At 70.2% G+C, this 24,516-nt stretch carries 20 protein-coding genes; 12 read left to right on the forward strand and 8 right to left on the reverse strand.

Going from position 1 to position 24,516, the window contains the following annotated elements:
- Positions 1–11 precede the first annotated feature (11 nt).
- Positions 12–269, reverse strand: coding sequence for a MoaD/ThiS family protein (locus ASF68_RS10580; protein WP_056009994.1), 258 nt, complete (start codon positions 267–269; stop codon positions 12–14).
- On the reverse strand, positions 262–1,329 hold the full coding sequence (gene moaA / locus ASF68_RS10585) for a GTP 3',8-cyclase MoaA (RefSeq protein WP_056009996.1): 1,068 nt from the start codon (positions 1,327–1,329) through the stop codon (positions 262–264). The genes ASF68_RS10580 and moaA overlap by 8 nt, the downstream gene beginning before the upstream one ends.
- 90 nt (positions 1,330–1,419) lie before the next feature.
- Here moaA and ASF68_RS10590 point away from each other — a divergent pair, with 90 nt between their 5' ends.
- The 3 genes from ASF68_RS10590 to ASF68_RS10600 all read left to right on the forward strand — a co-directional run bounded on the left by ASF68_RS10590 (position 1,420) and on the right by ASF68_RS10600 (position 7,082).
- Positions 1,420–2,985: a molybdopterin-dependent oxidoreductase gene (locus ASF68_RS10590; protein WP_056009998.1), complete on the forward strand. Its 1,566-nt coding sequence runs from the start codon at positions 1,420–1,422 to the stop codon at positions 2,983–2,985.
- A gap of 273 nt (positions 2,986–3,258) precedes the next feature.
- Complete coding sequence (locus tag ASF68_RS10595; protein ID WP_056010000.1) at positions 3,259–4,995, forward strand: ABC transporter ATP-binding protein; 1,737 nt, start codon at positions 3,259–3,261, stop codon at positions 4,993–4,995.
- Between the two features lie 2 nt (positions 4,996–4,997).
- Positions 4,998–7,082 carry an ABC transporter ATP-binding protein gene (locus ASF68_RS10600; protein WP_056011789.1) on the forward strand — a complete coding sequence of 695 codons (2,085 nt, stop codon included), beginning with the start codon at positions 4,998–5,000 and terminating at the stop codon, positions 7,080–7,082.
- 66 nt (positions 7,083–7,148) lie between these two features.
- Here the strand turns inward: ASF68_RS10600 and ASF68_RS10605 are convergent, their stop codons facing one another.
- Positions 7,149–8,900 carry a right-handed parallel beta-helix repeat-containing protein gene (locus ASF68_RS10605; protein WP_056010002.1) on the reverse strand — a complete coding sequence of 584 codons (1,752 nt, stop codon included), beginning with the start codon at positions 8,898–8,900 and terminating at the stop codon, positions 7,149–7,151.
- A gap of 129 nt (positions 8,901–9,029) precedes the next feature.
- On the opposite strand from ASF68_RS10605, the gene ASF68_RS10610 reads away from it, so the two are divergent.
- A complete protein-coding gene (locus ASF68_RS10610) occupies positions 9,030–10,280 on the forward strand; it encodes an acyltransferase (protein WP_162239354.1) in 1,251 nt (416 codons plus the stop codon).
- On the opposite strand, the gene ASF68_RS10615 is transcribed toward ASF68_RS10610, so the two are convergent.
- The gene (locus ASF68_RS10615; RefSeq protein WP_056010006.1) at positions 10,198–11,298 is read right to left on the reverse strand and encodes a hypothetical protein; all 1,101 of its coding nucleotides are present in this window, start codon (positions 11,296–11,298) and stop codon (positions 10,198–10,200) included. The genes ASF68_RS10610 and ASF68_RS10615 overlap by 83 nt on opposite strands.
- Before the next feature lie 28 nt (positions 11,299–11,326).
- Positions 11,327–11,794, reverse strand: a complete 468-nt coding sequence (locus tag ASF68_RS10620; protein ID WP_200921067.1) for an NUDIX domain-containing protein — start codon at positions 11,792–11,794, stop codon at positions 11,327–11,329.
- A 79-nt stretch (positions 11,795–11,873) separates the two neighbouring features.
- Between ASF68_RS10620 and ASF68_RS10625 the strand changes: the two genes are divergently transcribed.
- Positions 11,874–12,878, forward strand: a complete 1,005-nt coding sequence (locus tag ASF68_RS10625; protein WP_056011794.1) for an aldo/keto reductase — start codon at positions 11,874–11,876, stop codon at positions 12,876–12,878.
- A 293-nt stretch (positions 12,879–13,171) separates the two neighbouring features.
- Here ASF68_RS10625 and ASF68_RS10630 read toward each other — a convergent pair whose 3' ends face one another.
- The gene (locus ASF68_RS10630) at positions 13,172–16,645 is read right to left on the reverse strand and encodes a bifunctional proline dehydrogenase/L-glutamate gamma-semialdehyde dehydrogenase (RefSeq protein WP_157580304.1); all 3,474 of its coding nucleotides are present in this window, start codon (positions 16,643–16,645) and stop codon (positions 13,172–13,174) included.
- Positions 16,646–16,733: 88 nt separating this feature from the next.
- On the opposite strand from ASF68_RS10630, the gene ASF68_RS10635 reads away from it, so the two are divergent.
- Together ASF68_RS10635 and ASF68_RS10640 are read left to right on the forward strand one after the other, a co-directional pair.
- The gene (locus ASF68_RS10635; RefSeq protein ID WP_056011797.1) at positions 16,734–17,627 is read left to right on the forward strand and encodes a LysR substrate-binding domain-containing protein; all 894 of its coding nucleotides are present in this window, start codon (positions 16,734–16,736) and stop codon (positions 17,625–17,627) included.
- Positions 17,628–17,748: 121 nt separating this feature from the next.
- Positions 17,749–18,618 (forward strand): aldo/keto reductase, encoded by an 870-nt coding sequence (locus tag ASF68_RS10640; protein ID WP_056010009.1) that lies wholly within the window; start codon positions 17,749–17,751, stop codon positions 18,616–18,618.
- Between the two features lie 37 nt (positions 18,619–18,655).
- Here the strand turns inward: ASF68_RS10640 and ASF68_RS10645 are convergent, their stop codons facing one another.
- Positions 18,656–19,405: an IclR family transcriptional regulator gene (locus ASF68_RS10645; protein WP_056010012.1), complete on the reverse strand. Its 750-nt coding sequence runs from the start codon at positions 19,403–19,405 to the stop codon at positions 18,656–18,658.
- A 196-nt stretch (positions 19,406–19,601) separates the two neighbouring features.
- Here ASF68_RS10645 and ASF68_RS10650 point away from each other — a divergent pair, with 196 nt between their 5' ends.
- The 3 genes from ASF68_RS10650 to ASF68_RS10660 are packed head-to-tail and all read left to right on the forward strand — an operon-like array spanning position 19,602 to position 22,194.
- Positions 19,602–20,327 carry a CoA transferase subunit A gene (locus tag ASF68_RS10650; RefSeq protein ID WP_056010014.1) on the forward strand — a complete coding sequence of 242 codons (726 nt, stop codon included), beginning with the start codon at positions 19,602–19,604 and terminating at the stop codon, positions 20,325–20,327.
- Positions 20,328–20,332: 5 nt separating this feature from the next.
- Positions 20,333–21,025, forward strand: coding sequence for a CoA transferase subunit B (locus ASF68_RS10655; RefSeq protein ID WP_056010016.1), 693 nt, complete (start codon positions 20,333–20,335; stop codon positions 21,023–21,025).
- Positions 21,022–22,194: an acetyl-CoA C-acyltransferase gene (locus ASF68_RS10660; protein ID WP_056010017.1), complete on the forward strand. Its 1,173-nt coding sequence runs from the start codon at positions 21,022–21,024 to the stop codon at positions 22,192–22,194. The genes ASF68_RS10655 and ASF68_RS10660 overlap by 4 nt, the downstream gene beginning before the upstream one ends.
- 27 nt (positions 22,195–22,221) lie before the next feature.
- On the opposite strand, the gene ASF68_RS10665 is transcribed toward ASF68_RS10660, so the two are convergent.
- Positions 22,222–22,791 carry a dihydrofolate reductase family protein gene (locus tag ASF68_RS10665; RefSeq protein ID WP_056010019.1) on the reverse strand — a complete coding sequence of 190 codons (570 nt, stop codon included), beginning with the start codon at positions 22,789–22,791 and terminating at the stop codon, positions 22,222–22,224.
- A gap of 152 nt (positions 22,792–22,943) precedes the next feature.
- Between ASF68_RS10665 and ASF68_RS10670 the strand changes: the two genes are divergently transcribed.
- Positions 22,944–23,285, forward strand: a complete 342-nt coding sequence (locus ASF68_RS10670; protein ID WP_056010021.1) for a helix-turn-helix transcriptional regulator — start codon at positions 22,944–22,946, stop codon at positions 23,283–23,285.
- Positions 23,275–24,495 (forward strand): type II toxin-antitoxin system HipA family toxin, encoded by a 1,221-nt coding sequence (locus ASF68_RS10675; protein WP_056010023.1) that lies wholly within the window; start codon positions 23,275–23,277, stop codon positions 24,493–24,495. The genes ASF68_RS10670 and ASF68_RS10675 overlap by 11 nt, the downstream gene beginning before the upstream one ends.
- Positions 24,496–24,516: the final 21 nt, after the last annotated feature.

Below are 24,516 nucleotides of genomic sequence, written 5' to 3' on the forward strand. Positions count from 1 at the left end.
GCGTCGCCCTCTTAGCCGCCGGCGAACGGCGGCAGGACGTCCACGCGTGCACCGAGCGGACGTTCGTCGTCGCGGCTGACGACCCCGTCCACGAGGAACGACCCTGAGGCGAGCACCCGCACCATCGCGTCGCCGTAGCGCTCCGACAGCACCGTCTTCAGCTGGCCCACCGTCGCCACCGCGGGGAGGGACTCCTCCGGCACACCGGCGGCCTCCTCGGCCGCGGCGAAGTAGCGGACGAGCACCTGCTGGGTCGTCGTCTCAGCCACCGATCGCCCCCATGCTCCGCTCCGGGCGGACGAAGTCGGCCGACGCGATGCGGTGTCCGGCCTGCTTGTGCCACATGGCGGCGCGCCAGCGGTCGGCGATCTCGACGTCCTCGACGCCCGAGCGCAGCATGCCGCGGAGGTCGGTCTCGTCGTCGCCGAACAGGCACGACCGGATCGTGCCCTCTGCGGTGAGCCGCGTGCGGTCGCAGTCGTCGCAGAACGAGCGCGTGACCGAGGCGATGATGCCCACCGTCGCCGGGCCGCCGTCGACGAGCCACTCCTCGGCCGGAGCCGACGGGTCCTCGCGGTGCGGGGCCGTCAGCGTGAAGCGCGAGCCGAGCACGTCGAGCAGCTCGGCCGCGTCGACCATGTTCTCGCGCACCCATTGCTCGTCGGCGTCGAGCGGCATCTGCTCGATGAACCGGAGGCGGCACCCGTTCTCGATGGCCCAGGACAGCAGGGCGACCGCACCGTCGAGGGTGTCGCGCATGAGGACCGCGTTGATCTTCAGCGGCGTCAACCCGGCCCGCTTGGCGGCCTCGATCCCGGCGAGTACCGCCGGGAGACGGTCGCGACGGGTGAGCCGCGCGAAGTGGTCACGGTCGACGGTGTCGAGCGAGATGTTCACGCGGGTGAGCCCGGCGGCGACGAGTTCGTCGACCCGCTTGTCGAGGCCGATGCCGTTCGTGGTCATGGAGATCGACGCGTCGCCGGCGACGGCGGAACTGCGGGAGATGATCTCGGCGAGGTCGGGGCGCATGAGCGGCTCGCCACCGGTGAAGCGGATGTCGTGCACCCCGAGGTCGCGGACGGCGATCTCGACGAGGCGACCGATCTCCGTCGGCGTGAGGAGGTCCTCGCGGGCGATCGCCGGGAGCCCCTGCTCCGGCATGCAGTAGGTGCACCGCAGGGAGCACTTCTCGGTGATCGACACCCGGAGGTCGCGGGCGACGCGTCCGAAGCGGTCGATGAGGCCGTCGACGTCGGGGCGTCCGGCAGCGTCCGGGATGCGCCTGAGTGGCGACCCGATACGAGGGATTCCGAGCCCGACTGCGGTCATCACCCCAGGCTACGGGCACGAACGCCCGAGTCACCCCTCTAGCGCCGGTTCCGGGAGGAATGTCCAGCGGGCGCGCGTAGCATGACGGGCATGGAGCCTCGCCGTCGTACCCTGCTCGCCGGCGCGTCCGGCATCGTCGCAGCCGTCGCCACCCTCGGGTCGGCCGAGGCCGTCGCAGCGTTCGTCGCACCGGCGAGTTCGCCGCTCCTCGCGGTCGGCTCCCTCGTCATCGACCTCGTGCCCGGCTGGGTGAAGGACCTCGTCATCGCCCTGTTCGGCACGAACGACAAGCTCGTGCTGCTCATCGTGCTCGGTGTCCTGGTCGCGGCACTCGCGGTCGGCATCGGTGTCCTCGAGGAGCGCCGCCCGGTCGTCGGCTGCCTCGCACTCGCGCTGGTCGGCGGGGTCGCGGTCGTCGCGGCGATCACCCGGGCCGACGCCGGGCTCGACTGGGCGTTCCCGAGCATCGTCGGCACGGCGGTCGGCATCCTGATCCTGCGCCTCCTCGTGGCGCGCCTCCGCACCTGGGACGACGCGACCCTCACCGACGCCGCCCGCCCGGTCGTGGGCGCCTCCCGCGCAGAACTCCCCCGACGTTCGTTCCTCGTGCTCCTCGGCGGCACGGCCGTGGGCGCTCTCGTCGTGGGGGTCGGTGCCCGTGTGGCGTCGGCCGGAGCCGTCGCCGTGGAGACCATCCGGAAGGCCCTGAAGCTCCCGAAGGCCGCCGTCGCCGCACCGCCGGTCCCGGCCGGAGCGGAACTCGGCATCGACGGGCTCACCCCAGTCGTGTCGGCCAACGACTCCTTCTACCGGATCGACACCGCCCTGCAGGTGCCGAACGTCGACCCCTCGACGTGGAGCCTCAAGATCACCGGCATGGTCGAGCAGGAGATCGAGATCGACTTCGCCGAGCTGCTGGCCCTCCCCCTGCAGGAGTCGATCATCACCCTGACCTGCGTCTCCAACCCCGTCGGCGGCGACCTCATCGGGAACGCCCTGTGGCTCGGCCACCCCATCCGCGAGCTGCTCGCGCGCGCCAAACCGCTGGCCGGTGCCGACATGGTCCTGTCCCGGAGCATCGACGGTTTCACCGCCGGGACCCCGCTCGAGGTGTTGCAGGATGTGAACCGCGACAGCCTCCTCGCCGTCGGGATGAACGGCGAACCGCTGCCCCTGCAGCACGGCTTCCCCGTGCGCATGGTCGTCCCCGGCCTCTACGGCTACGTCTCCGCCACGAAGTGGGTCGTCGAGCTCGAGGTCACCCGCTACGCCGACGCCCGCGCCTACTGGACCGACCGCGGCTGGTCCGAGCGTGGGCCCATCAAGACGGAGTCGCGCATCGACGTCCCCCGCAACGGCGGGCGGGTCGCGGCCGGCACCGTCGCCGTCGCGGGCGTCGCGTGGGCACCGCACACCGGCGTCGAACGCGTCCAGGTGCGGATCGACGACGGCGACTGGGTCGACACGACCCTCGCGTCGGCCATCTCCGACGACACCTGGGTGCAGTGGGTGCTCGAGTGGGACGCCCCGGCCGGCGACCACACCATCGCCGTGCGGGCCACCGACGCGAGCGGGAAGACCCAGAGCGAGACCCCTGTCGACGTGGTCCCGAACGGAGCCGAAGGCTGGCACACCATCACGGTGGGCGTGGACTGAGCCGAGCCGCTCGAACCCGGTCGATTCGCGGGCTGGGCATCTGGAATATATGCTGGACCGTCGCTCGCTGATCGGTGGTCGCGTCGGCGTTGATCACGATTCCGAACCAGGACACCCCGGTGTCACCGGCTCGGAGTATCGTCACACGGGCACCACCCTCTCCCGCCGACCGAGCATCGCCGGGAGCACTGGCGTGCTCGCCAGGCCGGCTCCACCTCTCCTCCGTCCGCACGCCCTCCCGCGCACCGGACACGAATCGTCAAAGGACCTCACATGGCCCTCCTCGCCCTCGCGCTCCGACACGCCAAGCCGTACGCGGCGTGGGTCGTCGCGGTCTTCGTGCTGCAGCTCGTCTCCACGATCGCGGCCCTCTACCTCCCCAGCCTGAACGCCCAGATCATCGATCAGGGCGTCTCGCGGGGCGACACCGACTTCATCTGGTCCACGGGCATGACGATGTTGATCGTCTGCCTGGTCCAGGTGGCCGCGGCCATCGGCGGCGTCTACTTCGGCGCACGCACCGCGATGGCGATCGGCCGCGACCTGCGCCGCGAGTTCTACCGCAAGGTCGACTCGCTCGGCGCGCTCGAAATCAGCGGCTTCGGCAGCGCGACGCTCATCACCCGCGGCACGAACGACGTGCAGCAGGTGCAGATGCTCGTGCTCATGACCCTCAACTTCATGGTGTCCGCGCCGATCATGTGCGTCGGTGGCATCATCATGGCCCTCCGCGAGGACGCCGGGCTCTCCTGGCTCGTGTGGGTGTCGGTACCCGTACTGTTCATCATCGTCGGGTTCCTCGTCTACCTGCTCATGCCCCTGTTCCGGCAGATGCAGGACCGCATCGACGGCATCAACAGCGTGCTGCGCGAGCAGATCATCGGCATCCGCGTCGTCCGCGCCTTCGTCCGCGAGCCGTTCGAGTCGGAGCGCTACAACCGGGCCAACGAGTCCCTCACCCGGGTGTCCGTCAAGGTCGGCAACATCTTCGTGCTCATGTTCCCCGTCATCATGATGGTCCTGCACCTCGCCACCGCGGCCGTGCTGTGGTTCGGCGGCCACCGGGTGGACGCCGGGCAGATGCAGGTCGGCTCGCTCACCGCCTTCCTCCAGTACCTGCTCCAGATCCTCACCTCGGTGATGATGGGCGTCTTCATGGTGATGATGATCCCGCGCGCCGTCGTCTGCGCCGAGCGCATCCAGAGCGTCCTCGACACCGAGCCGAGCCTCGCCGTCCCGACGAGCACCGACATCCGCGTGCCGTCCGTCGGTCGCGTCGAGTTCACCGGCGTCACCTTCGGGTACCCGGGGGCCGAGCGTCCCGTGCTGTCGAACATCACGTTCACGGCGGAACCCGGCAAGACCACCGCGATCGTCGGCTCCACCGGTTCCGGCAAGACGACGCTGCTGTCACTCATCCCCCGCCTCTACGACCCGCAGCAGGGACACGTCACGATCGACGGCGTGCCCGTCTCGCAGCTCACCCGGCAGCAGATCGCCGGCGTGGTCGGCATCGTCCCGCAGAAGCCCTACCTCTTCTCGGGCACGATCGCGTCGAACCTCCGCTTCGGCCGCCCCGACGCCACCGACGAAGAGCTGTGGAGCGCACTCGACGTCGCCCAGGCCGAGGACTTCGTCCGCGCGAAGCCGAAGATGCTGAACGACGGCGTCGCGCAGGGCGGCACGAACGTGTCCGGAGGGCAACGACAGCGCCTCTGCATCGCTCGCGCGCTCGTCGCGAAGCCCCGCGTGTACCTGTTCGACGACTCCTTCTCGGCCCTCGACGTCTCGACCGACGCCCGCCTCCGCGCGGCCCTCGGGGAGAGCACCGCCGACGCGACGGTCATCATCGTCGCCCAGCGGATCGCCACGATCCGCGAGGCCGACCACATCATCGTCATGGACGACGGCGGCATCGTCGGCCGCGGCACCCACGACGACCTCATCGAATCCAACGAGACGTATCGCGAGATCGTCCAATCGCAGCTCGCTGTGGAAGGGGTGGCGTGATCATGGCCCGTTCACCACGAGACAAGCGCTCATCCGGAGCATCGAAGGACGCCGCTCAGGCTCCCGAGCTGAACGCCGTCGAGGAGGAGGCCCTCTCGCCGGAGTTCACGCCGAGCGAGGCCGACGGCGACATGTTCGGCGGCACCCCCTCCAAGAAGGCCGAGCAGTTCTGGCCGTCCGCGAAGCGGCTCGTCGGGCTGCTCGCCCCCGAGAAGCTGAAGATGAGCCTCGTCGTGGGGCTCGTCGTCCTGTCGGTCGTCCTCACCGTCATCGCACCGAAGATCCTCGGGCTCGCGATGGACGCGATCTTCAACGGTGTCATCGGCTCGCAGTTGCCGACGGGTGTGCCGCTCGACCAGATCGTCGACGAAGCGCGGGCGTCCGGCAACGACCAGTACGCCGACATGCTCGTGAAGTCCGACATCACGCCCGGTCAGGGCATCGACTTCACCCTGCTCGGCCGGCTCATCATCATCGTGCTCGCGATGTACGTGATCGCCTCGATCCTCAACTGGGCGCAGGGGTACGTCCTCAACGGCCTCGTCATGCGGGTCGTCTACAACCTCCGCCAGGACATCGAGCGGAAGCTCAACCGCCTCCCGCTCAGCTACTTCGACACCCGCCAGCGCGGCGACCTCATGTCTCGCGTCACAAACGACGTCGACAACATCCAGACCGCGCTCCAGCAGGCGTTCTCGCAGCTCGTCCAGTCTGCGCTCACCGTCCTCGGCATCACGGCGATGATGTTCATCGTGTCGTGGCAGCTCGCCCTCATCGCACTCATCGCCCTGCCACTGTCGGCGCTGATCGCCGGGGTCATCGGCTCCCGCTCGCAGAAGCTGTTCACCGCGCAGTGGAAGAACACCGGTTCGCTCAACGGGCACATCGAGGAGTCGTTCTCCGGCCTCGAGCTGGTGCGCGTGTTCGGTCGCGACAAGGAGATGCTCGCCGAGTTCGACGAGCGCAACGAGAAGCTCTTCACCGCAGCGTTCGGTGCGCAGTTCGTCTCCGGGATGATCATGCCCGCGATGACCTTCGTCTCCTACCTGTCGTACGTGCTCATCGCCGTGGTCGGCGGGCTGCGCGTCGCCTCCGGGCAGATGACGCTCGGCGACGCGACCGCGTTCATCCAGTACTCGCGCGAGTTCTCGCAGCCGCTCGGCCAGATCGCCGGCATGGCGAACCAGCTGCAGTCGGGTGTCGCCTCCGCCGAGCGCACCTTCGAGCTGCTCGACGCCGAGGAACAGGACCCGGAGACGGCGACGGCACACCTGCCCGAGCACACCGACGGCCACGTCGAGTTCGACGGGGTCTCCTTCAGCTACGACGCCGAGAAGCCCCTCATCGAGGACCTCTCCTTCTCCGCGCAGCCGGGTCAGACGGTCGCGATCGTCGGCCCGACCGGCGCCGGCAAGACGACCCTTGTCAACCTGGTGATGCGGTTCTACGAGCTGACCGGCGGGCGCATCCTGCTCGACGGCGTCGACGTCACGGCACTGACGCGTGCCGAGCTGCGGTCGCAGGTCGGCATGGTCCTGCAGGACGCCTGGCTGTTCGAGGGAACCATCCGCGAGAACATCCGGTACGGCCGACTCGATGCGAGTGACGAGGAGGTCGTCGAAGCTGCTGAGGCGACGATGGTCGACCGCTTCGTACGGCAGCTGCCCGACGGATACGACACCGTCCTCGACGCCGACGGCGGCAGCGTGTCGGCCGGTGAGCGACAGCTCATCACGATCGCCCGTGCCTTCATCGCGAAGCCGAAGCTCCTCATCCTCGACGAGGCGACCTCGTCCGTCGACACCCGCACGGAGCTCCTCGTGCAGCACGCCATGGCGGCGCTGCGGAGCGACCGGACGTCGTTCGTGATCGCCCACCGGCTCTCGACGATCCGCGACGCCGACACGATCCTCGTGATGGAGAACGGCCGCATCGTCGAGCAGGGCTCGCATGCGCAGCTGCTCGAGGTCGACGGCGCGTACGCGGAGCTCTACCGCACGCAGTTCCGTGGTGGCGAGCAGGCGGCGGCGACCGACGGGGCCGTGCCCACGGGCGGACCCGACGCGTCGCACGCACCGCGCAGCTGACGCCGCACCTCCCCACCACGACCACCAGCGGGCGGGCTCTCGGACACCGAGGGCCCGCCCGTCGGTTCAGCTCAGGGTGGCCGAGCGCCAGGTGCCCTGGTCGTTCACCCACAGACGGCCGTTCCCGACGAGGAGGTCGCCCGACGCACCGCCGTACGGGCGGGCGAGCCCCATGTGCCGCGTCGACAGGTAGCTCGTGTTCGGTTGCGCGTTGGCGTGCGCGGTGTTCGTCACCTCCCAGCGGTTGCCGTACACCACCGAGCGCCCGGTCGATCCGAAGGTGTCGAGTCCGTACTCGCAGTCGCGACCGGTGTTGGTGGCTATGGTGGCACCTCCGCTGCAGTTGGCCACGGAGACGGCGACCCGGATGTGGTCGATCCGGTTCCCGGTGATCACGACGGAGCCGGGCCCCTCATGCAGCACGCCGAACCCGTGCGAGGTCGCGGAGCCGGTGATGGAGTTGTCGGCGATGACGGCGTCCTCGGCGAAGTAGGCGACGATGCCACCCACGGAGCCTGACCCGCGGGTGACGGTGATGCGATTGCCCGTGACGACCGGCTGCATCGCCCGATCGAGGGAGATCCCGACGGGGCAGGTGCCGTCGGCGATTCGGACCATGTTGTCGGTGATGAGGGCGTCGCTGGCCCCGACGACGGTGGCCGACCCCGGCGCCCCCGCCGCCTGTGCCATGATCGCGGCGCTCGCGACCCCACAGACGTCGATGACGTTGTTCGCGACCACCGTCCCCCGGGCGTTCCGGTAGATCATGATGGGGCCGCGTTTCGGCGTCCAGGCCGACCCCTGGTCGTCGGCGGCCGTGCGGGTCCAGCGCACCGTGTTCGCGACCAGGGCGACGGAGCGGCTGTCGATGGCGGCGATGCCCCACCAGGTCGCGTCGGAGACGGTGTTGCCGGTGACCACCGTGTGGGCCATGCCCTCCACGGCGATGGACCGCCGGAACGGCCCCGTCACGACGTTCCCCTCGATCGTGACCAGCGAGTCGGCCCAGTCACCAGGCTCGGCCGCATACGCGGGCAGGCTCTCGGCGTGGATGCCGACGCGGGCGTCCGTCCCGGCCGCCGCCGAGACGATGTTGCCGACCACGGTGGCTCGAGCTCCCCAGACGGTGATGCCGTCGCCGCGGTCCTCGCCCGCCGATGAGGCGGAACCACGGCCCCCGCCCGAGCCGGTGACGTTCAGGATGTGGCACCCGGAGACGATCACCCCTTCGAACTCACCGGTCGGCTGGACGGCGACCCCGTTCTGGAAGCCGTCGACGGTGACCCCGCTGACGGTCACGTCGTCGGCCCAGATGCCGATGCCGGTGCTGCGGCCGCCGGTGGCTGGAGCGGCCGGCCCGGTGTAGGTGATCCGGATGCCGGTGACCGTGCTGCCGTCGCCGACGAGTTTCAGTGCCGGCGCGGCGCTGACGCCACCCACGAACCGGAGCTCGCCATGCCCGCGGAGATGGATGCGACGCGGGATCCGGAGCGTCGCGTCGAGCGCGATGACGTCGCCGCCGCGCACCACGACGGTGCTCCCGGCGGGGACCGAGGCGAACCACGCGAGGACCGCCGCCGTACTCACCGTCGCGCCGGTCGGGTCGATCCCCGGCCCTTCGAGGACCAGCTCGGCTGGCGACGAGGCCGGAGCCGCATCGGTGCCTGCGGGCGCCGGAGCCGGCTCGGGCGCCGGGTCCTCGCCGGGAGGGGTCGGCAGCGGATCCGCTGGTTCCGGGGTGTCCGGAGGCTCGGGGGTATTGGTGGGCTCGGGGGTGTTCGTCGGTTCGGGGGTCGGTTCGGGAGGTACCGCGTCCATCCGCCGATCCGCGCGGCCGCTCGTCGAGATCGTCTTCACAGATCACAGAGTACAGAAACATGAGGTACAGAAGCACTCTAGACTGACATTCCGGCGATGAACGTCGCGTCACGACCGACCAGGAGCACCATGACCTCGACCGCGGACCGCGAGCCCCCACCCGACCCGAGCTTCGAGGTCGCAACGCCGCGCGCGGACCTCACCGCGTTCGCGGGCGCCCGGGCCCTCGCCGCCTGGTGGGTGGTCTACTCCCACTCGGCAGACTGGCTGTTCAGCGTGCTGCCGGAACTCTCCTGGCTCGCCCCGCTGGCGCACACCGGCCTCGCGGTGGACGTCTTCTTCGTCCTCAGCGGGTACTCGATCGCCCAGGCGTACGGCGCGAGGCGCTGGACCTTGCGCAGCTACGGTCGCTACCTCCGGAACCGCCTGGCCCGCCTGTATCCGGCTCACGTGGCGGTCCTCCTCGCCTTCCTGGCGCTCTGCCTCGGCGGGGCACTCGTGGGTATCGATTCCGAACCCGGCGCGTTCCCGCCCGTCGGCCTCCTCGCCGAGCTCACGCTGACCCGTGCCTGGTTCGGCGACGCACTGTGGTGGAACCCGCCGGCCTGGTCGCTGTCCGCCCAGTTCCTCGCGTTCCTCCTGTTCCCGGTGATGGCCCTGGCGATCCGCGGTCGGTCCCGGCGCAGGTCGACCCCGACCCTGCTCGTCGTCGCCGTCCTGACGATCGCGGTGTCGACCCTCGCGGCCGGGCTCGCGCCGTCGGCCATGAACGGCATGGCGCCCCCGGTCGTCCGCGTGCTGTGCGGCTTCGCGCTCGGCGTCTGCGTGGCGCAGCTGACCTCACGGCTCCCGGTCACCGGCCACGCGGCGTGGGTCGCGGCGGGTGGCGGCCTCGGGCTCCTGATCGCCGCCGTCGTCCTCGAACCCGGCGCGCCGCGCGCGTGGGCGGCGATCACCTTCGCTGCGGTCGTCGTCGGCGGCCTGGCGGTCGCGAGCCCCCGGACGACCGCCGCGTTGCGGAGCCGACCGGCGCAGGTGCTCGGGCGGTTGTCGTTCAGCACCTACCTCGTGCACGTGTTCGTGCTCATCCTGCTGGCGAAGACGATCACGCCGGCAGCGGTCGGCGCGTTCCCCTTCCCCCTCCGTGCGCTCGTCCTCCTGGCCTGGTCCGGGTCGATCCTCGGCGCGTCATGGCTCCTCCACACCCTCGTGGAGGCACCGGCCCACCGGAAGCTCGCCGCGCCCCGGCGAGACCACGAGGGCAACCTCGAGCGCCCGTCCGGCGGGCAGCGGTCGGTCAGGCGTTCGGACGAGGGAGCGGACGCCTCGCAGCCCGGACGCCACCGGCGACTCGCTGAGGGAGACGGAGCGCGGCGCTGACGAACGCGAGCACGGCGACCCCGAGCGACACCCACAGCACGATCCACGCCGAGTCGGTCGGCGGGCCGAGGAGCAACGACGCCGCGGCCTCACCGACCCCGCCGGAGATGACCGTCGCGATCGCGACGATGAACGCGAGTCGGGCCGCGCCGAGCAGGACGAGGGCCACGCCGGCGCCGACGACCGCACCCATGGCCCCCGCTGCCACGGTCCGGCTCGGATCACGGCGTCCGAGCAGCAGGAGGATCACCCCGAGTACGAGCAGCCCGGGGGCGAGCCACGGCGACCATCCCGCGGTCGTCTCGATCGCCCGGATCACGGCGAGCACCGGCGCGACCTGATCGGCCGGGACGACGTCGACCACGCGGTCGACGTCCGGGATCTGCGCGGCGAACCCGAACCCCGCGTCGACGAGCCAGCCGCGCGTGGCGGAGACGATCGGACCGAGCTGGATGCCGAGCCCCTGCTCGGCGGAGACGTCGATCACCGCGCCGTCTGCTCCGGACACCCCCGCGACGAGCTGCTGGTGGGTGACCCGCAGGGCGTCCGTCCAGGCGGTCGCGAAGGCGGGTGACGCCGCGAACTCGGCCACGTTCCGCCGCAGCACCTCGCGCAACGCGTCGGCGGTGTCGCCTCCGATCGCGCCGAGCACCTCCGAGATCGCGGGCGGGAGACCGAGCGCTGCAGCGAGGTCCGACGAACTCGCCGCGGCCGCATCGAGGTCGACCTGGCTTTCGAGCGCGGCGAGCGCCTGTTCACCGACGAAGGCCTGCACTGCGGGCTCCGTGGCGAGTGGGGCGAGGGTGTCCACGAAGGCGTCGGTGTCCCGGAGGAGGGTGTCGGCCCAGGTGCTCATGATGGCGACGGGGACGAGCAGCGCACCGATCAGGATCGCGACGGTGCCGAAGAAGCCCCACGCTCCCGCGCCGCGCCGCACGGGTCGTTCGACCGCTTCCGCTCGGAGCGCGTCGAACGTCACGAACTCGTGGTGGGCGTTGGACGATCGCGAATCGGTCACGCGCCCGAGTCTACGAGTCGGCGTCGCTCTACCGGCCGGGTCCCCGACGCCGACCGATCGCCTCGACCGCCGCCCGGGTGGAGACCGTCACGCGCTCGGGCAGGTGGTCGAGCGGGAACCAACGCACACCGCCATGTTTTTCCGGTTCACGGAGCACCGGCTCCCCCTGCGACGTCTCCGCGAGGAACACGGGCGAGATCCAGTGCTGCTGCAGCCGTTCTTCGAAGTGGTCGACGACGCAGAGCAGCTCGACGGGTCCGAGTTCCAGGCCGGTCTCCTCCCGGGTCTCGCGGCGGACCGCGTCCTCGAGGCGTTCCATCCAGTCGACCTTGCCGCCGGGGATGCCCCAGGACCCGGCCTCGGGCTCCCGGAGGCGTTCGAGCAGCAGGATCCGACCGTCGCGGACGATGGCCGCACCGCATCCGGACCGCGGCTGGGGCGCGGGCGTGGTCGGGTCTGTCGACGAGGTGGACGGCACCAGCTCACGGTAGTCCACGTCGCCACTGTCGTCACCGTGAACGGTCACGGTACGCTGACACCGGCACCACGACGATTCGATGATGAAAGCGCAGACCATGCCCTACGAAGCAGCCGAAACCCGTTACGACGACATGACCTACCGCCGCGTCGGCCGCAGTGGACTGCGCCTCCCCGCGCTGTCCCTCGGCCTCTGGCACAACTTCGGCGAGAGCCGCAGCATCGAGGTGCAGCGCGCGATCGTGCGTCGCGCCTTCGACCTCGGGATCACCCACTTCGACCTCGCCAACAACTACGGCCCGCCTGCCGGTTCCGCCGAGACCGCCTTCGGCAAGATCTTCGCCGACGACCTGGCCGCGCACCGCGACGAGATCATCATCACCTCGAAGGCCGGCTATTACATGTGGCAGGGTCCCTACGGCGAGTGGGGCTCCCGCAAGACCATGCTGTCGTCGCTCGACCAGAGCCTCACGCGTATCGGCGTCGAGTACGTCGACGTGTTCTACTCGCACCGTCCCGACCCGGAGACGCCGATCGAGGAGACCATGGGCGCGCTCGCCTCGGCCGTGCAGTCGGGCAAGGCCCTGTACGCGGGTATCTCGAACTACTCGCCCGAGCAGACCGTCGCCGCAGCGGCCGCGATCCGCGAGTTCGGCGTGCCGTTGCTCGTGCACCAGCCCCGGTACTCGATGTTCTCCCGCGAGGTCGAGGACGGCCTCCTCGACACCCTCGACGACCTCGGTCTCGGTGCCGTCGTGTTCAGCCCGCTCGCGCAGGGCATGCTGACCGACCGCTACCTCGGTGGCTCGGTGCCGTCGGACTCGCGTGCGGCGACGAGCCACTTCCTCAACGAGGAGTCGATCACCGACACGTACCTCGAGCGAGCCCGCGGCCTGCAGGCGATCGCCGAGGAGCGCGGTCAGACCCTCGCGCAGCTCGCGCTGTCGTGGGTGTTGCGTCGGAACACGGTGACGTCCGCGATCATCGGTGCCAGCTCGGTCGAGCAGCTCGAGGGCAACTACGCGGCGATCCACCGTCTCGACTTCGACGACGCCGAGCTCGCCCGCATCGACGAGTTCGCCGTCCACGGCACCCTCCGCTAGCCCGCTCCTCCTCCTCCCTGGTTCGCAATTCAGGACGCCTCCGGCGCGCCGCCCGTTTCCGTGGCCCGCCGGTGCCGACACGCCGCACCGGTCCTGAATTGTGAACTCCCCCACCCGCGGATCCCCAACTCAGGAGACTCCCGGCGCGTCACCGCCGCACCCATCCGGCACGCCGGAGGTCTCCTGAGAACGGTCCACAACGCAGGACGGTTGCGGCGCGGCAACGCGGAACGCCCCGGGTGTCGGGTTGACACGCCGGGGCGTTCCTGAATTGCGAACCGCGCGGAGTCGGATCAGATGAGCTCGTCCGAGAGGTGGTTCGGCGTGCCGAAGCGGTGCGCCGTGATCGAGACCGCCTGCTCCTGGAGGAACGGCAGCAGCTCGATGCGGCCGGCCTCGGTGACGTCGCCGGCGTAGATCGCGACGTCGGGGCTGCCGGAGGTCGCGTGGGCGACGCCCTCCGTCGTGCCACCGATGATCCGCACCCGCGCGCCCGCCTTCGTCCCGACGAGCGACGAGGCCGTGACGTACCAGCGGTCCTCGCTCTCGACGGTGATCGCGCCGGTGATCGCCTCGACGGCCGGCACGAGCTTCGGTGCCAGGGCCACGGCGGACGACACGTGCACGGTCGCACCCGCGGTCGCACCGGCAGCGACGACGCGGAGCAGCTCGGCGACGGACCCGCCGTCGACCAGGCGCACGTGGACCTCACGCGGGACGTAGCGGAACACGTTGCGCTCCGCCGTGAGCTTCGAGACGTCCTTGGCGACACCGAACTCCTCGGCCCACGCCGCCGTGTCACTCACGACCGAGCGACGCAGGAACGCGAACTCCTCGGCGGGCAGCACCGCGTCGGCGGCACGCAGCAGCGAGGCGACGACGGGCTTCGGGCCGCGACGCTCCGCCGAGCGACCGACGGTGCGCTCGGCCGTGCTCTCGGCGCTCGACCACGAGCCGAGCCCGATGAGGTAGTTCGGCCCACCGGCCTTGGTCCCGGCACCGACGGCCGACTTCTTCCACCCGCCGAACGGCTGCCGCTGCACGATCGCGCCGGTGATGCCGCGGTTCACGTACAAGTTGCCGGCCTGGATGCCGTCGAGCCACACGCGCAGCTCCGCCGGGTTGAGCGAGTGCAGGCCGGCCGTGAGGCCGTAGTCGATCTCGTTCTGGATCGCGATGGCCTCCTCGAGCGTCTCGGCCGTCATGACGCCGAGGATCGGGCCGAAGTACTCGGTGAGGTGGTACTCGGAGCCGCGCGCGACGCCCGCACGGACGCCGGGGCTCCACAGCTTGCCGCTGTCGTCGAGCTGCTTCGGCTCGACGAGCCAGGACTCACCGACACCGAGCGTCGTCAGGCCGCCGAGCAGCTTGCCCTTCGCGGGCTCGATGATCGGGCCCATCTGCGTGGTCGGGTCGACCGGGTAGCCGACCTTCAGCGAGGTGACCGCGTCGACGAGCTGGTGACGGAACCGGCGCGAGGAGGCGACGGATCCGACGAGGATCACGAGCGATGCGGCCGAGCACTTCTGGCCGGCGTGACCGAAGGCCGAGGCGACGACGTCCTTGACGGCGAGGTCGAGGTCGGCGCTCGGCGTGACGATGATGGCGTTCTTGCCCGAGGTCTCCGCGAGGAGCGGCAGCTCGGGACGGAAGGAGCGGAACAGCTCCGCCGTCTCGTAGCCACCGGTGAGGATGACGCGCTCCACGGCGGGGTGGGCGATGAGGCGCTCACCGAGCGAGTTGTCGGCCAGCTGCGCGAAGCGGAGGACCTCACGCGGCACCCCGGCCTCCCACAGCGCCTCGATCATGACGGCACCGCTGCGGCGGGCCTGGCGGGCGGGCTTGATGATGACGGGCGAACCTGCGGCGAGCGCCGCGAGGGTCGAGCCTGCCGGGATGGCGACGGGGAAGTTCCACGGCGGGGTGACGACGGTGAGCTTCGCCGGGGTGAAGGTCGCGCCGTCCACGTGGTCGAGCTCGCGGGCCCGCTCGGCGTAGTAGTGGGCGAAGTCGATCGCCTCGGACACCTCGGGGTCGGACTGGTCGAGGGTCTTGCCGGTCTCTGCGGCCATGACCTCCATGAGGTCGGCGCGGCGCTGCTCGAGCACGTCGCCGGCGCGGTGGAGGATGACCGCGCGCTCGGCTCCGGAGAGCGATCCCCACGCGTCGCCGGCGGCCGTCGCACCGTCGATGACGGCGTCGAGGGCCTCAGTGCTGTCGAGGATGGAGGCTGCGACGGTGTCGTTGCCGAGCCGCGAGTCGGCGACGCGAGTGAGGATGTCGCGTCCCCACACCCGGTTGGCGGGGAGCGAGGGGTCGGTGTCGGGGGTGTTCTCGAACGCGTCGACAGGCGACGATGCGGCGGGCTTCGTGCGGTCCTGCTGGCGGTTGGGCGCGGGGACGGTGGTGTCGAGCTCGGCGAGGGAGGCGAGGAAGCGCTCCTGCTCGCGGGCGAAGAGGGTCTCGTTCTCGCTCAGCTCGAACACGGCGGACATGAAGTTGTCCTGGCTCGCGCCCTCCTCCAGGCGGCGGATCAGGTAGGCGATCGCGACGTCGAACTCCTGCGGGTGCACGACGGGCGTGTAGAGCAGCAGTTCGCCGACGTCGCGCTTCACGGCCTCGGCCTGGCCCTGCGCCATGCCGAGGAGCATCTCGAACTCGACCCCGCGCTCGACGCCACGCTGCTTCGCGAGCAACCAGGCGAACGCGATGTCGAACAGGTTGTGGCCGGCGACACCGATGCGCACGTTGTCGATGCGGTCGGGGTGCAGGGCGTACTCGACGACGCGCTTGTAGTTGGTGTCGGAGTCCTGCTTCGTCGACCAGGTGGCGAGCGGCCAGTCGTGGAGGGAGGCCTCGACCTGCTCCATCGGCAGGTTGGCGCCCTTGACGATGCGCACCTTGATGCCCGCGCCGCCCGCGGCCCGGCGACCGGCCGACCACTCCTGCAGGCGGATCATCGCCGACAGGGCGTCGGGCAGGTAGGCCTGGAGCACGATGCCGGCCTCGAGGTCGTGGAACTGCGGGAGGTCGAGGAGCTTCGTGAAGACCGCGATGGTGAGGTCGAGGTCCTTGTACTCCTCCATGTCGAGGTTGATGAACTTGTTCGGGCTGGCCTTGGCGGCACGCTCGAAGAGGGGTGTGAGGCTCGTGACGACGTGGTCGACGGCTTCGTCGAACGCCCACACCGAGTGGGGGCTGACCGTGGAGGAGACCTTGATGGACACGTAGTCGACGTCGGGGCGGGCGAGGAGCTTGTGGGTGCCCTCGAGGCGACGCGCCGCCTCACCGGTGCCGAGGACGGCCTCGCCGAGCAGGTTGACGTTCAGGCGGGTGCCGGGGGTCTTGATCTTCGCGATCGCCGGGCCGAGCTTCTTGTCCGTCGCGTCGACGACGAGGTGGCCGACCATGTTGCGGAGCACCTTGCGGGAGATGGGGATGACGACGCCCGGGAGGATCGGGGCGAACGCGCCACCGCACCGGACGGCCGCCTTGAGGTACCAGGGCAGGAACGCGGGCACCTTCGGCGCGATGGTCTGCAGGGTGCGGGCGGCGACGCGGAGGTCCTCGGGGCGGACGACGCCGTCGACGAACCCGACGGTGAACTCGAGACCGGTCGGGTCCTTCAGCACACCGGCGAGCTGCTGGGCGGACGCGTCGGCGGGGATCGTCGAGGCGGTCTGGAGCCAGCGGCGGACGAGGGCGATGGCCTCGGTTGCGAGGGCGTCGCGGTCGAGCTGCTGCGTCGATGCAAGAGTGTCGGTCATGGTGCCAGTATCAGTGGCAGGACGCATAAGATACAGCGAAGGTTCTCGAACGATACACATCGGCTGAGCCGATGGATTGGAGTCCGCCGTGCTGGACGTCCGCCGCCTCCGACTCCTCCGCGAACTGCGGATCCGAGGCACCATCGCCGAAGTGGCCGCAGCCCTGAACTTCAGCCCGTCGTCGGTGTCGCAGCAGTTGTCCGTCCTGGAGCAGGAGACGGGCGTCGAACTGCTCCGCAAGGTCGGTCGCCGCGTGCAGCTCACGCCCCAGGCCGAGATCCTCGTCGGACACACCGACGCCCTCCTCGACACCCTCGAGCGGGCGGAGGCCGACCTCGGCGCGTCGCTCACGACCGTGTCGGGCACCATCCGCGTGGCCGTGTTCCAATCGGCGGCGCTCGCCCTCATGCCGGTGGCCCTCAGCTCGATGCGGCGGGACCACCCACAGGTGCGGGTCGAGATGGTGCAGCACGAACCCGAGACGGCTCTCGCGGAGACCTGGGCGCGCGACTTCGACGTGGTCGTCGCGGAACAGTACCCCGCGCACGCCGCCCCGCGACACCCCGGACTCGACCGCCGGCAGCTCGCGACCGACCCGATCCGCCTCGCCTGCCCACCGGTCGCGAACGAGATCCACCCGGTGCTGCGCATCGAGGACGCCGCCGACCTGCCCTGGGTGATGGAGCCGCACGGTGCCGCCTCGCGCCACTTCGCGGAGCAGTTGTGCCGTCGCGCCGGGTTCGAGCCCGACGTCCGCTACCAGACCGCCGACCTGCAGGCGCAGATCCGGCTCATCGAGTCGGGCAACGCCGTCGCCCTGATCCCCGACCTCCAATGGGCCGGGCGCGACGCGAGCTGCCGCCTCGTCGACCTGCCCGACCTCCCCGAGCGCACCATCTTCACCTCGGCGCGCGAATCGGGCGTCGCGAGGCCGGCGATCGTCGCCTTCCGCGAGGCCCTCGAGGCTGCGGCGAGGAGCTGAGCCCTTCGACAGGCTCGGGGACCGGACAGAGACCGCGGAGGAACCCGGCACGCAAGGGGGGTGCAACTCCCAGCGTGCAGTGCTTCGCTGGAACTCCCGCATTCTCCGAAGGAGCACACGCATGACCGACACCACCGCTCGTCCCGCAACCGCCGCCGGCACCTTCGACCTGGGCGGCGACCTCACGGTCAACCGCCTCGGCTACGGCACGATGCAGCTCACCGGCGAGGGCGTCTGGGGCGAACCCGACGACCGCGACGGCGCCATCCGCCTCATCAAGCGAGCCGCCGAGCTCGGCGTGAACTTCTTCGACAGCGCCGACGCGTACGGCCCGGACGTCACCGACACCCTCCTCCGCGAGGCGCTGCACCCCTACGACGACATCGTCATCGCCACGAAGGTCGGCCAGACGCGCCAGGGGCCCGGCGAGTGGACGCCCACCGGCGTCCCCGCGTACCTCCGCCAGCAGGTCGAGCTCGGCCTCCGTCGCCTCGCCGTCGACCGCATCGACCTGCTGCAGCTGCACCGCATCGACCCGACCGTGCCGTTCGAGGACCAGATCGGCGAACTCCGCAAGCTCCAGGACGAGGGCAAGATCCGCCACATCGGGCTCAGCCAGGTGAGCGTGGCCGAGGTCGAGGCCGCACAAAAGATCGCCCCGATCGCGTCCGTCCAGAACCTCTACAACCTGACGGACCGCTCCTCTGAGGACCTCCTCGACTGGTCGACCGAGCACGGCGTGGCCTTCATCCCGTGGTTCCCGCTGGCCACCGGCGCCCTGAGCAAGCAGGACGGCCCGCTCACGCAGCTCGCCGAGCGTCATGACGCGACGCCTTCGCAGCTCGCGCTGGCCTGGCTGCTGAAGCGTTCGCCTGTGATGCTCCCGATCCCCGGCACCTCCAGTGTCGAGCACCTGGAGGACAACCTGCAGGGCGCGACCATCGAGCTGACCGACGACGAGTTCGAGGAGCTCTCCGCCGTCTCGGAGTAGCGCTCCCACCACCCTTCGACAGGCTCAGGGACCGGGGTCAGCGGAGCCGCTTCGACAGCTCGTGCGCCTGTTCGAGGAGCAGCCCGCCGAGGAACGCCTGGCGCTCAGGCCGGAACCGGGATTCGATCCCGGTGAGACTGAGCGCCCAGGCGGGCTTCCCGGCGGCGTCGAAGACCGCGGCGCCCATGCCCCAACTCCCCTCGAGGATGAGTGCCGGGTTCACCGCGTACCCGCGCTCCCGCGTCTCCTGGATGCGCTCCCGGACCCGCTCGGCGGCATGGGCTTCGCCCCACCGCTCGACGAGGTCGGCGCGCGCGAGGTAGTCGTCGATCTCCGCGACAGTCGAGAACGCGAGGATCGCGAGCCCCGCCGAGGCAACGCCCAGCGGGAACCGGACCCCCTCCGTGAGCACGAAGGAGCGGACCGGGAAGCTGCCCTCCTCGCGCAGCAGGCACACGGTCTCGAAGCCGCGGCGCACCGACAGGAACGCACTCTCCCCGCTCTCGTGGGCGAGGATGCGGACGCTCTCGCGGGCGAGTTCGGCCACGTCGTAGCGTTCCGCGGCGAGCGAGCCGAGGAGGAACAGTTCGGGTCCGAGGTGCCAGCGGGCCGCCCGGGCGTCGTGGTCGAGGAACCCTTCGGCCGCGAGCGAGGCGAGCAGGCGGTGCGCCGTCGGCCTCGTCAGGCCGGCGGCCGCAGCCACGGCCGAGGACGACGCCCCGCCGGGATGCTCGGACACGATCTTCAGGATGCGGCTCACGCGCGAAACGACCTGCGCACCGCGCATCGCCTCAGCCACCTCGCACCACCGGATTGTCCACATGGTGAGCCTACGCCGCAGTCGGGACCACGTCATGAGCGAATGCGGGATCGGGCCCCACGCCACCTTTGACAGCGTAGGACGGCTGTGAGTGACTACCAGAGAGACGAACGGCCACCACCACCATGTGGGCAGGCCGGTCCGCCATCCACGAAGGAGTGACATGACGAAACGTTGGTCGAGCGCCGCCGAAGCGCTGCACGAGGTCGTCCAGGACGGCGCCACCATCGCCGTCGGCGGGTTCGGCCTGAGCGGCAACCCGAGCGACCTCATCGAAGCGCTCCGGGACACCGGCGCCACCGACCTCACGATCGTCTCCAACAACATGGGCGTCGACGGCAAGGGCCTCGGCATCCTGCTGGAGAACCGTCAGGTGCGGAAGGTCGTCGCCTCGTACGTCGGCGAGAACAAGCTCTTCGCCAAGCAGTTCCTCGACGGCGAGCTGGAGGTCGAGTTCACCCCGCAGGGCACCCTCGCCGAACGGCTGCGCGCGGGCGGCGCGGGGATCGCCGGGTTCTACACGAAGACCGGTGTCGGCACCCCCGTCGCGGAGGGCAAGCCGACGGAGGTGTTCGACGGTGAGACCTACGTGCTCGAACGGGGCATCGTCGCCGACGTGGCACTCGTGCACGCCTTCCGGGCCGATCGCGAGGGCAACCTCGTCTTCCGGCACACGGCGCGGAACTTCAACCCCATCGTCGCGACCGCCGGCCGCCTGACGATCGCGGAGGCGGAGGAGGTGCTCGAGGACGGCTACCTCGACCCGAACACCGTCGTCACCCCCGGCATCTACATCCAGCGCCTCGTGACGGCGACCCCACGGGTGAAGGACATCGAACAACGGACCGTGCGACCCGCCGTCGCGGCGAACGAAGCAGCGAGGAGCTGATCATCATGTGGACGAGAGACGACATGGCCGCGATCGCGGCGACCGAACTCCACGACGGCGAGTACGTCAACCTCGGCATCGGCATCCCGACGCTCGTCGCGAACCACGTCCCGCCCGGGGTGCACGTCACCCTGCAGAGCGAGAACGGCCTGCTCGGCATGGGTCCGTTCCCGATCGAGGGCGAGGAGGACGCCGACCTCATCAACGCCGGGAAGCAGACCGTCACACTCCTGGACGGCGGCAGCTACTTCGACTCGGCGACCTCGTTCGGCATGATCCGCGGCGGACACGTGCAGCTGGCGATCCTCGGAGCGCTGCAGGTCTCCGGCGCCGGCGACCTCGCGAACTGGACCATCCCGGGCAAGCTCGTCAAGGGCATGGGCGGCGCGATGGACCTCGTCGCCGGGACGCCGCGGGTCGTCGTCGTGACCGAGCACGTCGCGAAGGACGGCAGTCCGAAGATCGTCGCGGCGTGCGACCTGCCCCTGACCGGCGTCGGCGTCGTCGACCGGATCATCAGCGACCGTGCCGTGTTCGATATCGTCGAGGGGGCGCTCGTGCTGCGAGCGTTCGCCCCCGACACGAGCGTCGACGAACTGCGCTCGCTGACGGGTGCGGAGTTCACCGTCGAGCTCGATCCGACCACCACCGGCGGCGTGCCGACCGCACCCGCCACGCCTCAGGAGGCACACGCATGAGCACCGTCATCGTCGGGTACGCCCGCACCCCGTTCGTGAAGTTCAACGGGGCGTTCGCCTCCGTCCCCGCGACCGAGCTCGGCGCCCACGCCATCCGTGCCGCGCTGTCCCGTGCGGGTGTCGACGCCGCCGAGGTGCAGCAGGTCATCGGCGGGCAGGTCCTCCAGGGCGCCGCGGGCCAGAACCCCGCACGGCAGTCCGCCGTCGGTGCGGACATCCCCTTCACCGTTCCCGCCATCACCGTCAACGCCGTGTGCCTCTCCGGCATGGAGGCGATCGTCACGGGCACGCGCCTCATCGACGCCGGCGAGGTCGACGTCGTCGTCGCCCTCGGCCAGGAGTCCATGAGCCTCGCCCCACACGCCTGGTCGGGGTCGCGCGCCGGCAAGCGGTACGGCGCCATCGAGCTCATCGATACCCTCGACCACGACGGGTTGACCGACGCCTTCGAGCACCGCTCCATGGGGTCGTCGACGGAGGAGCGCAACGGCTCGCTCGGCATCGCGCGCGCCGAGCAGGACGCGTGGGCGGCGGGGTCGCACCAGCGCTTGGCGGCCGCCGCGGACATCCAGGCCGAGGAGATCGAACCGTTCTCCGTGCCTGGCCGGAAGGGTCCGACGGTCGTGAGCGCCGATGACGGACTCCGTGCCGACACCACCGCCGAATCGCTCGCTGGACTCCGGCCGGCGTTCGGTGGTGAAGGCACCATCACCGCGGGCAACTCCTCGCAGATCACCGACGGTGCCGCCGCGGTCGTCCTCATGAGCGAGGAGGCGGCCGCCGCCCGCGGGCTCACCCCGATCGCCCGGGTCGTCGCGCACGCGCTCGTCGCCGGTCCCGACGTGGGGCTGCACGCCCAGCCGTCCAACGCGATCCTCGCGGCCCTCGCCAAGACCTCGCTCACAGCGAAGGACCTCGCCGCGGTGGAGATCAACGAGGCGTTCGCCGCGGTGTCGGTGCACTCCACGTCGGAGCTCGGCGTGGACCCGGCGATCGTGAACGCGAACGGCGGCGCGATCGCCCTCGGTCACCCGATCGGGGCGTCCGGCACGCGGATCGTCGGTCACCTCGCCCGCCGTCTCGCGGCCGTCGGGCCGGGTGCCGTGGGTGCGGCCGGCATCTGCGGCGGTGGCGGCCAGGGTTCCGCGATCGTCCTCGAGGCCGTCTAGCCGGAGCGTGCGGCCGGCTCGGTCTCCTCAGACGGGTTCGCCGGTGACGGTGTAGCGGAGGTGGACGACACCGGCCGCGAACCGGCGCTCGTCGACGAGCTCCAGACGCCGCCGGAGGTTGGCCGGCAGCGCATGCAGGCCGCCGCCGACGATCACCGGCGTGAGGAAGAGCTGCACCTCGTCGACGAGCCCGGCGGCCATCGCCTCCGCCGCGAGGTTGGGGCCGCCGACGCTGAGGTCGCGGTCCGACTCCGCCTTCCAGCGACGCACGGCCTCGGGGTCGAACGACCGCTCGAGGCGGGTCCTGCTCGTGGAGACCGCGTCGAGCGTCGTCGAGTAGACGACCTTGTCCGCGGCCAGCCACATCGCGGCGAAGTCGGTGATCTCCGGCGGTTCGTCCGGGAGCTCGTCCGCGGTCTCCCAGAACGTCATGATCTCGTACATGCGGCGACCGAAGAGGTAGGTGCCGATGGGCCGCGAGAGGTCGTTGACGAAGGCGTGCACCTCGGCGTCGGGCGCGCTCCAGTCGAAGCGACCCTCCTCATCGGCGAGGTAACCGTCGAGCGAGGTGATCGCCGAGTAGATGAGCCTGCCCATGAGTCCTCCGTCGCCGATGCCGGTACGCCAGAGGCTAGGCCGCCGTCACGACCGAGCACAAGGGACGGCCCGAGAGGCCCTCGCGTGTACAGCAGAGAAAGGGTACGATAAAACGTGTTTTAGATCTCTAAAACCTCATAAATGGAGTTCCGATGCCGAAACGTGTCATACCCCCGCGGCCGGTGGTCCGCGATGGGCTCATCATTTTGGGGCAGCTCGTCAAGGAGGGTCGTCTCGGGCGGAGATGGACCCGCAACGAACTCGCCCAACGCGCCGGCATCTCCGTCGCGACGATCGCCAACATCGAGAACGGTGCATCGAGCACCGCTGTCGGCACCGTGTTCGACGTGGCCGATCTCGTCGGTGTCCCCATCTTCGGAATCGACGACCGCGTCGAACTCGCCCGCCTGCGCAGACGGGGGGAGGATCGGCTGGAGCTGCTCCCCGCCCGCGTGCGCCACGGTCGGCAGGAAGAACTGAGCGATGACTTCTGAACGCGTGTTCGTGTGGACCTGGCTACCCGGCTCCGAGGTGCCCATCGTCGCGGGCGCGGTCGAGATCAGGGGCGACACGATGCCCTTCGTCTACGCAGCGACGTATCGGAATCGTCCCGAGGCGATCAGTCTCTACGCACCGGAACTTCCCTTACGGTCCGGAACGATCGAACCGCGCCCAGGCCTCACGATCGCAGGTGCTCTGCGTGATGGCAGCCCGGACGCGTGGGGGCGAGCCGTCGTCGACGACCGTCAGGCGCCTGGTGACCGCGAGCTCACCGAGATCGACTACATGTTGGCGTCAGGAAGCAACCGGTTCGGCGCGATCGACTTCCAGCAGAGTCCGACCGAGTACGTGCCTCGCGAGAGCACGGCGACGTTGGCCGAACTTCAGGAGGCGTCCGCGACGCTCCAGGCTGGCCGGAAGCTCCCTCCATCACTCGAGGACGTGCTCATCAGGGGCACCAGCATCGGCGGGGCCAGACCGAAGGCGACCATCGTCGACGACGGCGTGGCGTACATCGCGAAGTTCTCCTCCAGTTCGGACCGCGTCTTCAGCGTCGTCAACGCCGAAGGGACGGCGATGGAACTCGCTCGCCGCGCGGGCATCAGAACCTCGATGACCGAGGTCATCACGGTGGATTCCAAGGAAGTACTGCTCGTTCGAAGGTTCGACCGTGACGGCCTGAAGCGGAAGCATGTCGTGTCGGCCCTGACGATGAGTGCACGCGACGAGTGGTCGGGGACTCGCGCGAACTACCCCGAACTCCTCGACTCACTCCGCAAGCACGGGTCGGCGACCTTCGAACCGGGTCGGGAACTGTTCGAGCGCATCGCCTTCAACATGGCGATCTCGAATTCCGACGACCATGCGCGGAATCACGCCGCGTTCTGGGACGGCGCTCATCTCACCCTCACGCCCGCGTACGATCTGGCTCCGAATGCGCGATCCGGAGACACCGCGACGCAGGCCATGGCCTACGGGCGATCAGGGGAGAAACGCTCGAACTTCGCCGAGCTCGTGAAGGCGTCGGCGATCTACGGCCTCTCCCCCGAAGATGCGCGCGCGATCATCGACCACATCATCGAGACCATCCGGGATCAGTTCGATGACGCGGCGGACCTCGCGCGGGTGCCGCTCCGAGACATCGAACTCCTCAAGAAGCACCTCTTCCTCAACCCAGGTGTTCTCCACGACTACGCACCATGAGTCGGCGAGCCACCCACCCCG

The organism is Plantibacter sp. Leaf314 (assembly GCF_001423185.1).
Taxonomy (GTDB): domain Bacteria; phylum Actinomycetota; class Actinomycetes; order Actinomycetales; family Microbacteriaceae; genus Plantibacter.

What these genes read in the sequence shown, in the direction of transcription:
- moaA (WP_056009996.1), bottom strand. Translation starts at nt 1,329, where the DNA reads ATGACCGCAGTCGGGCTCGGAATCCCTCGTATCGGGTCGCCACTCAGG.
- ASF68_RS10590 (WP_056009998.1), top strand. Translation starts at nt 1,420, where the DNA reads ATGGAGCCTCGCCGTCGTACCCTGCTCGCCGGCGCGTCCGGCATCGTC.
- ASF68_RS10595 (WP_056010000.1), top strand. Translation starts at nt 3,259, where the DNA reads ATGGCCCTCCTCGCCCTCGCGCTCCGACACGCCAAGCCGTACGCGGCG.
- ASF68_RS10600 (WP_056011789.1), top strand. Translation starts at nt 4,998, where the DNA reads ATGGCCCGTTCACCACGAGACAAGCGCTCATCCGGAGCATCGAAGGAC.
- ASF68_RS10605 (WP_056010002.1), bottom strand. Translation starts at nt 8,900, where the DNA reads ATGGACGCGGTACCTCCCGAACCGACCCCCGAACCGACGAACACCCCC.
- ASF68_RS10610 (WP_162239354.1), top strand. Translation starts at nt 9,030, where the DNA reads ATGACCTCGACCGCGGACCGCGAGCCCCCACCCGACCCGAGCTTCGAG.
- ASF68_RS10625 (WP_056011794.1), top strand. Translation starts at nt 11,874, where the DNA reads ATGCCCTACGAAGCAGCCGAAACCCGTTACGACGACATGACCTACCGC.
- ASF68_RS10630 (WP_157580304.1), bottom strand. Translation starts at nt 16,645, where the DNA reads ATGACCGACACTCTTGCATCGACGCAGCAGCTCGACCGCGACGCCCTC.
- ASF68_RS10640 (WP_056010009.1), top strand. Translation starts at nt 17,749, where the DNA reads ATGACCGACACCACCGCTCGTCCCGCAACCGCCGCCGGCACCTTCGAC.
- ASF68_RS10645 (WP_056010012.1), bottom strand. Translation starts at nt 19,405, where the DNA reads ATGCGCGGTGCGCAGGTCGTTTCGCGCGTGAGCCGCATCCTGAAGATC.
- ASF68_RS10650 (WP_056010014.1), top strand. Translation starts at nt 19,602, where the DNA reads ATGACGAAACGTTGGTCGAGCGCCGCCGAAGCGCTGCACGAGGTCGTC.
- ASF68_RS10655 (WP_056010016.1), top strand. Translation starts at nt 20,333, where the DNA reads ATGTGGACGAGAGACGACATGGCCGCGATCGCGGCGACCGAACTCCAC.
- ASF68_RS10660 (WP_056010017.1), top strand. Translation starts at nt 21,022, where the DNA reads ATGAGCACCGTCATCGTCGGGTACGCCCGCACCCCGTTCGTGAAGTTC.
- ASF68_RS10665 (WP_056010019.1), bottom strand. Translation starts at nt 22,791, where the DNA reads ATGGGCAGGCTCATCTACTCGGCGATCACCTCGCTCGACGGTTACCTC.
- ASF68_RS10670 (WP_056010021.1), top strand. Translation starts at nt 22,944, where the DNA reads ATGCCGAAACGTGTCATACCCCCGCGGCCGGTGGTCCGCGATGGGCTC.
- ASF68_RS10675 (WP_056010023.1), top strand. Translation starts at nt 23,275, where the DNA reads ATGACTTCTGAACGCGTGTTCGTGTGGACCTGGCTACCCGGCTCCGAG.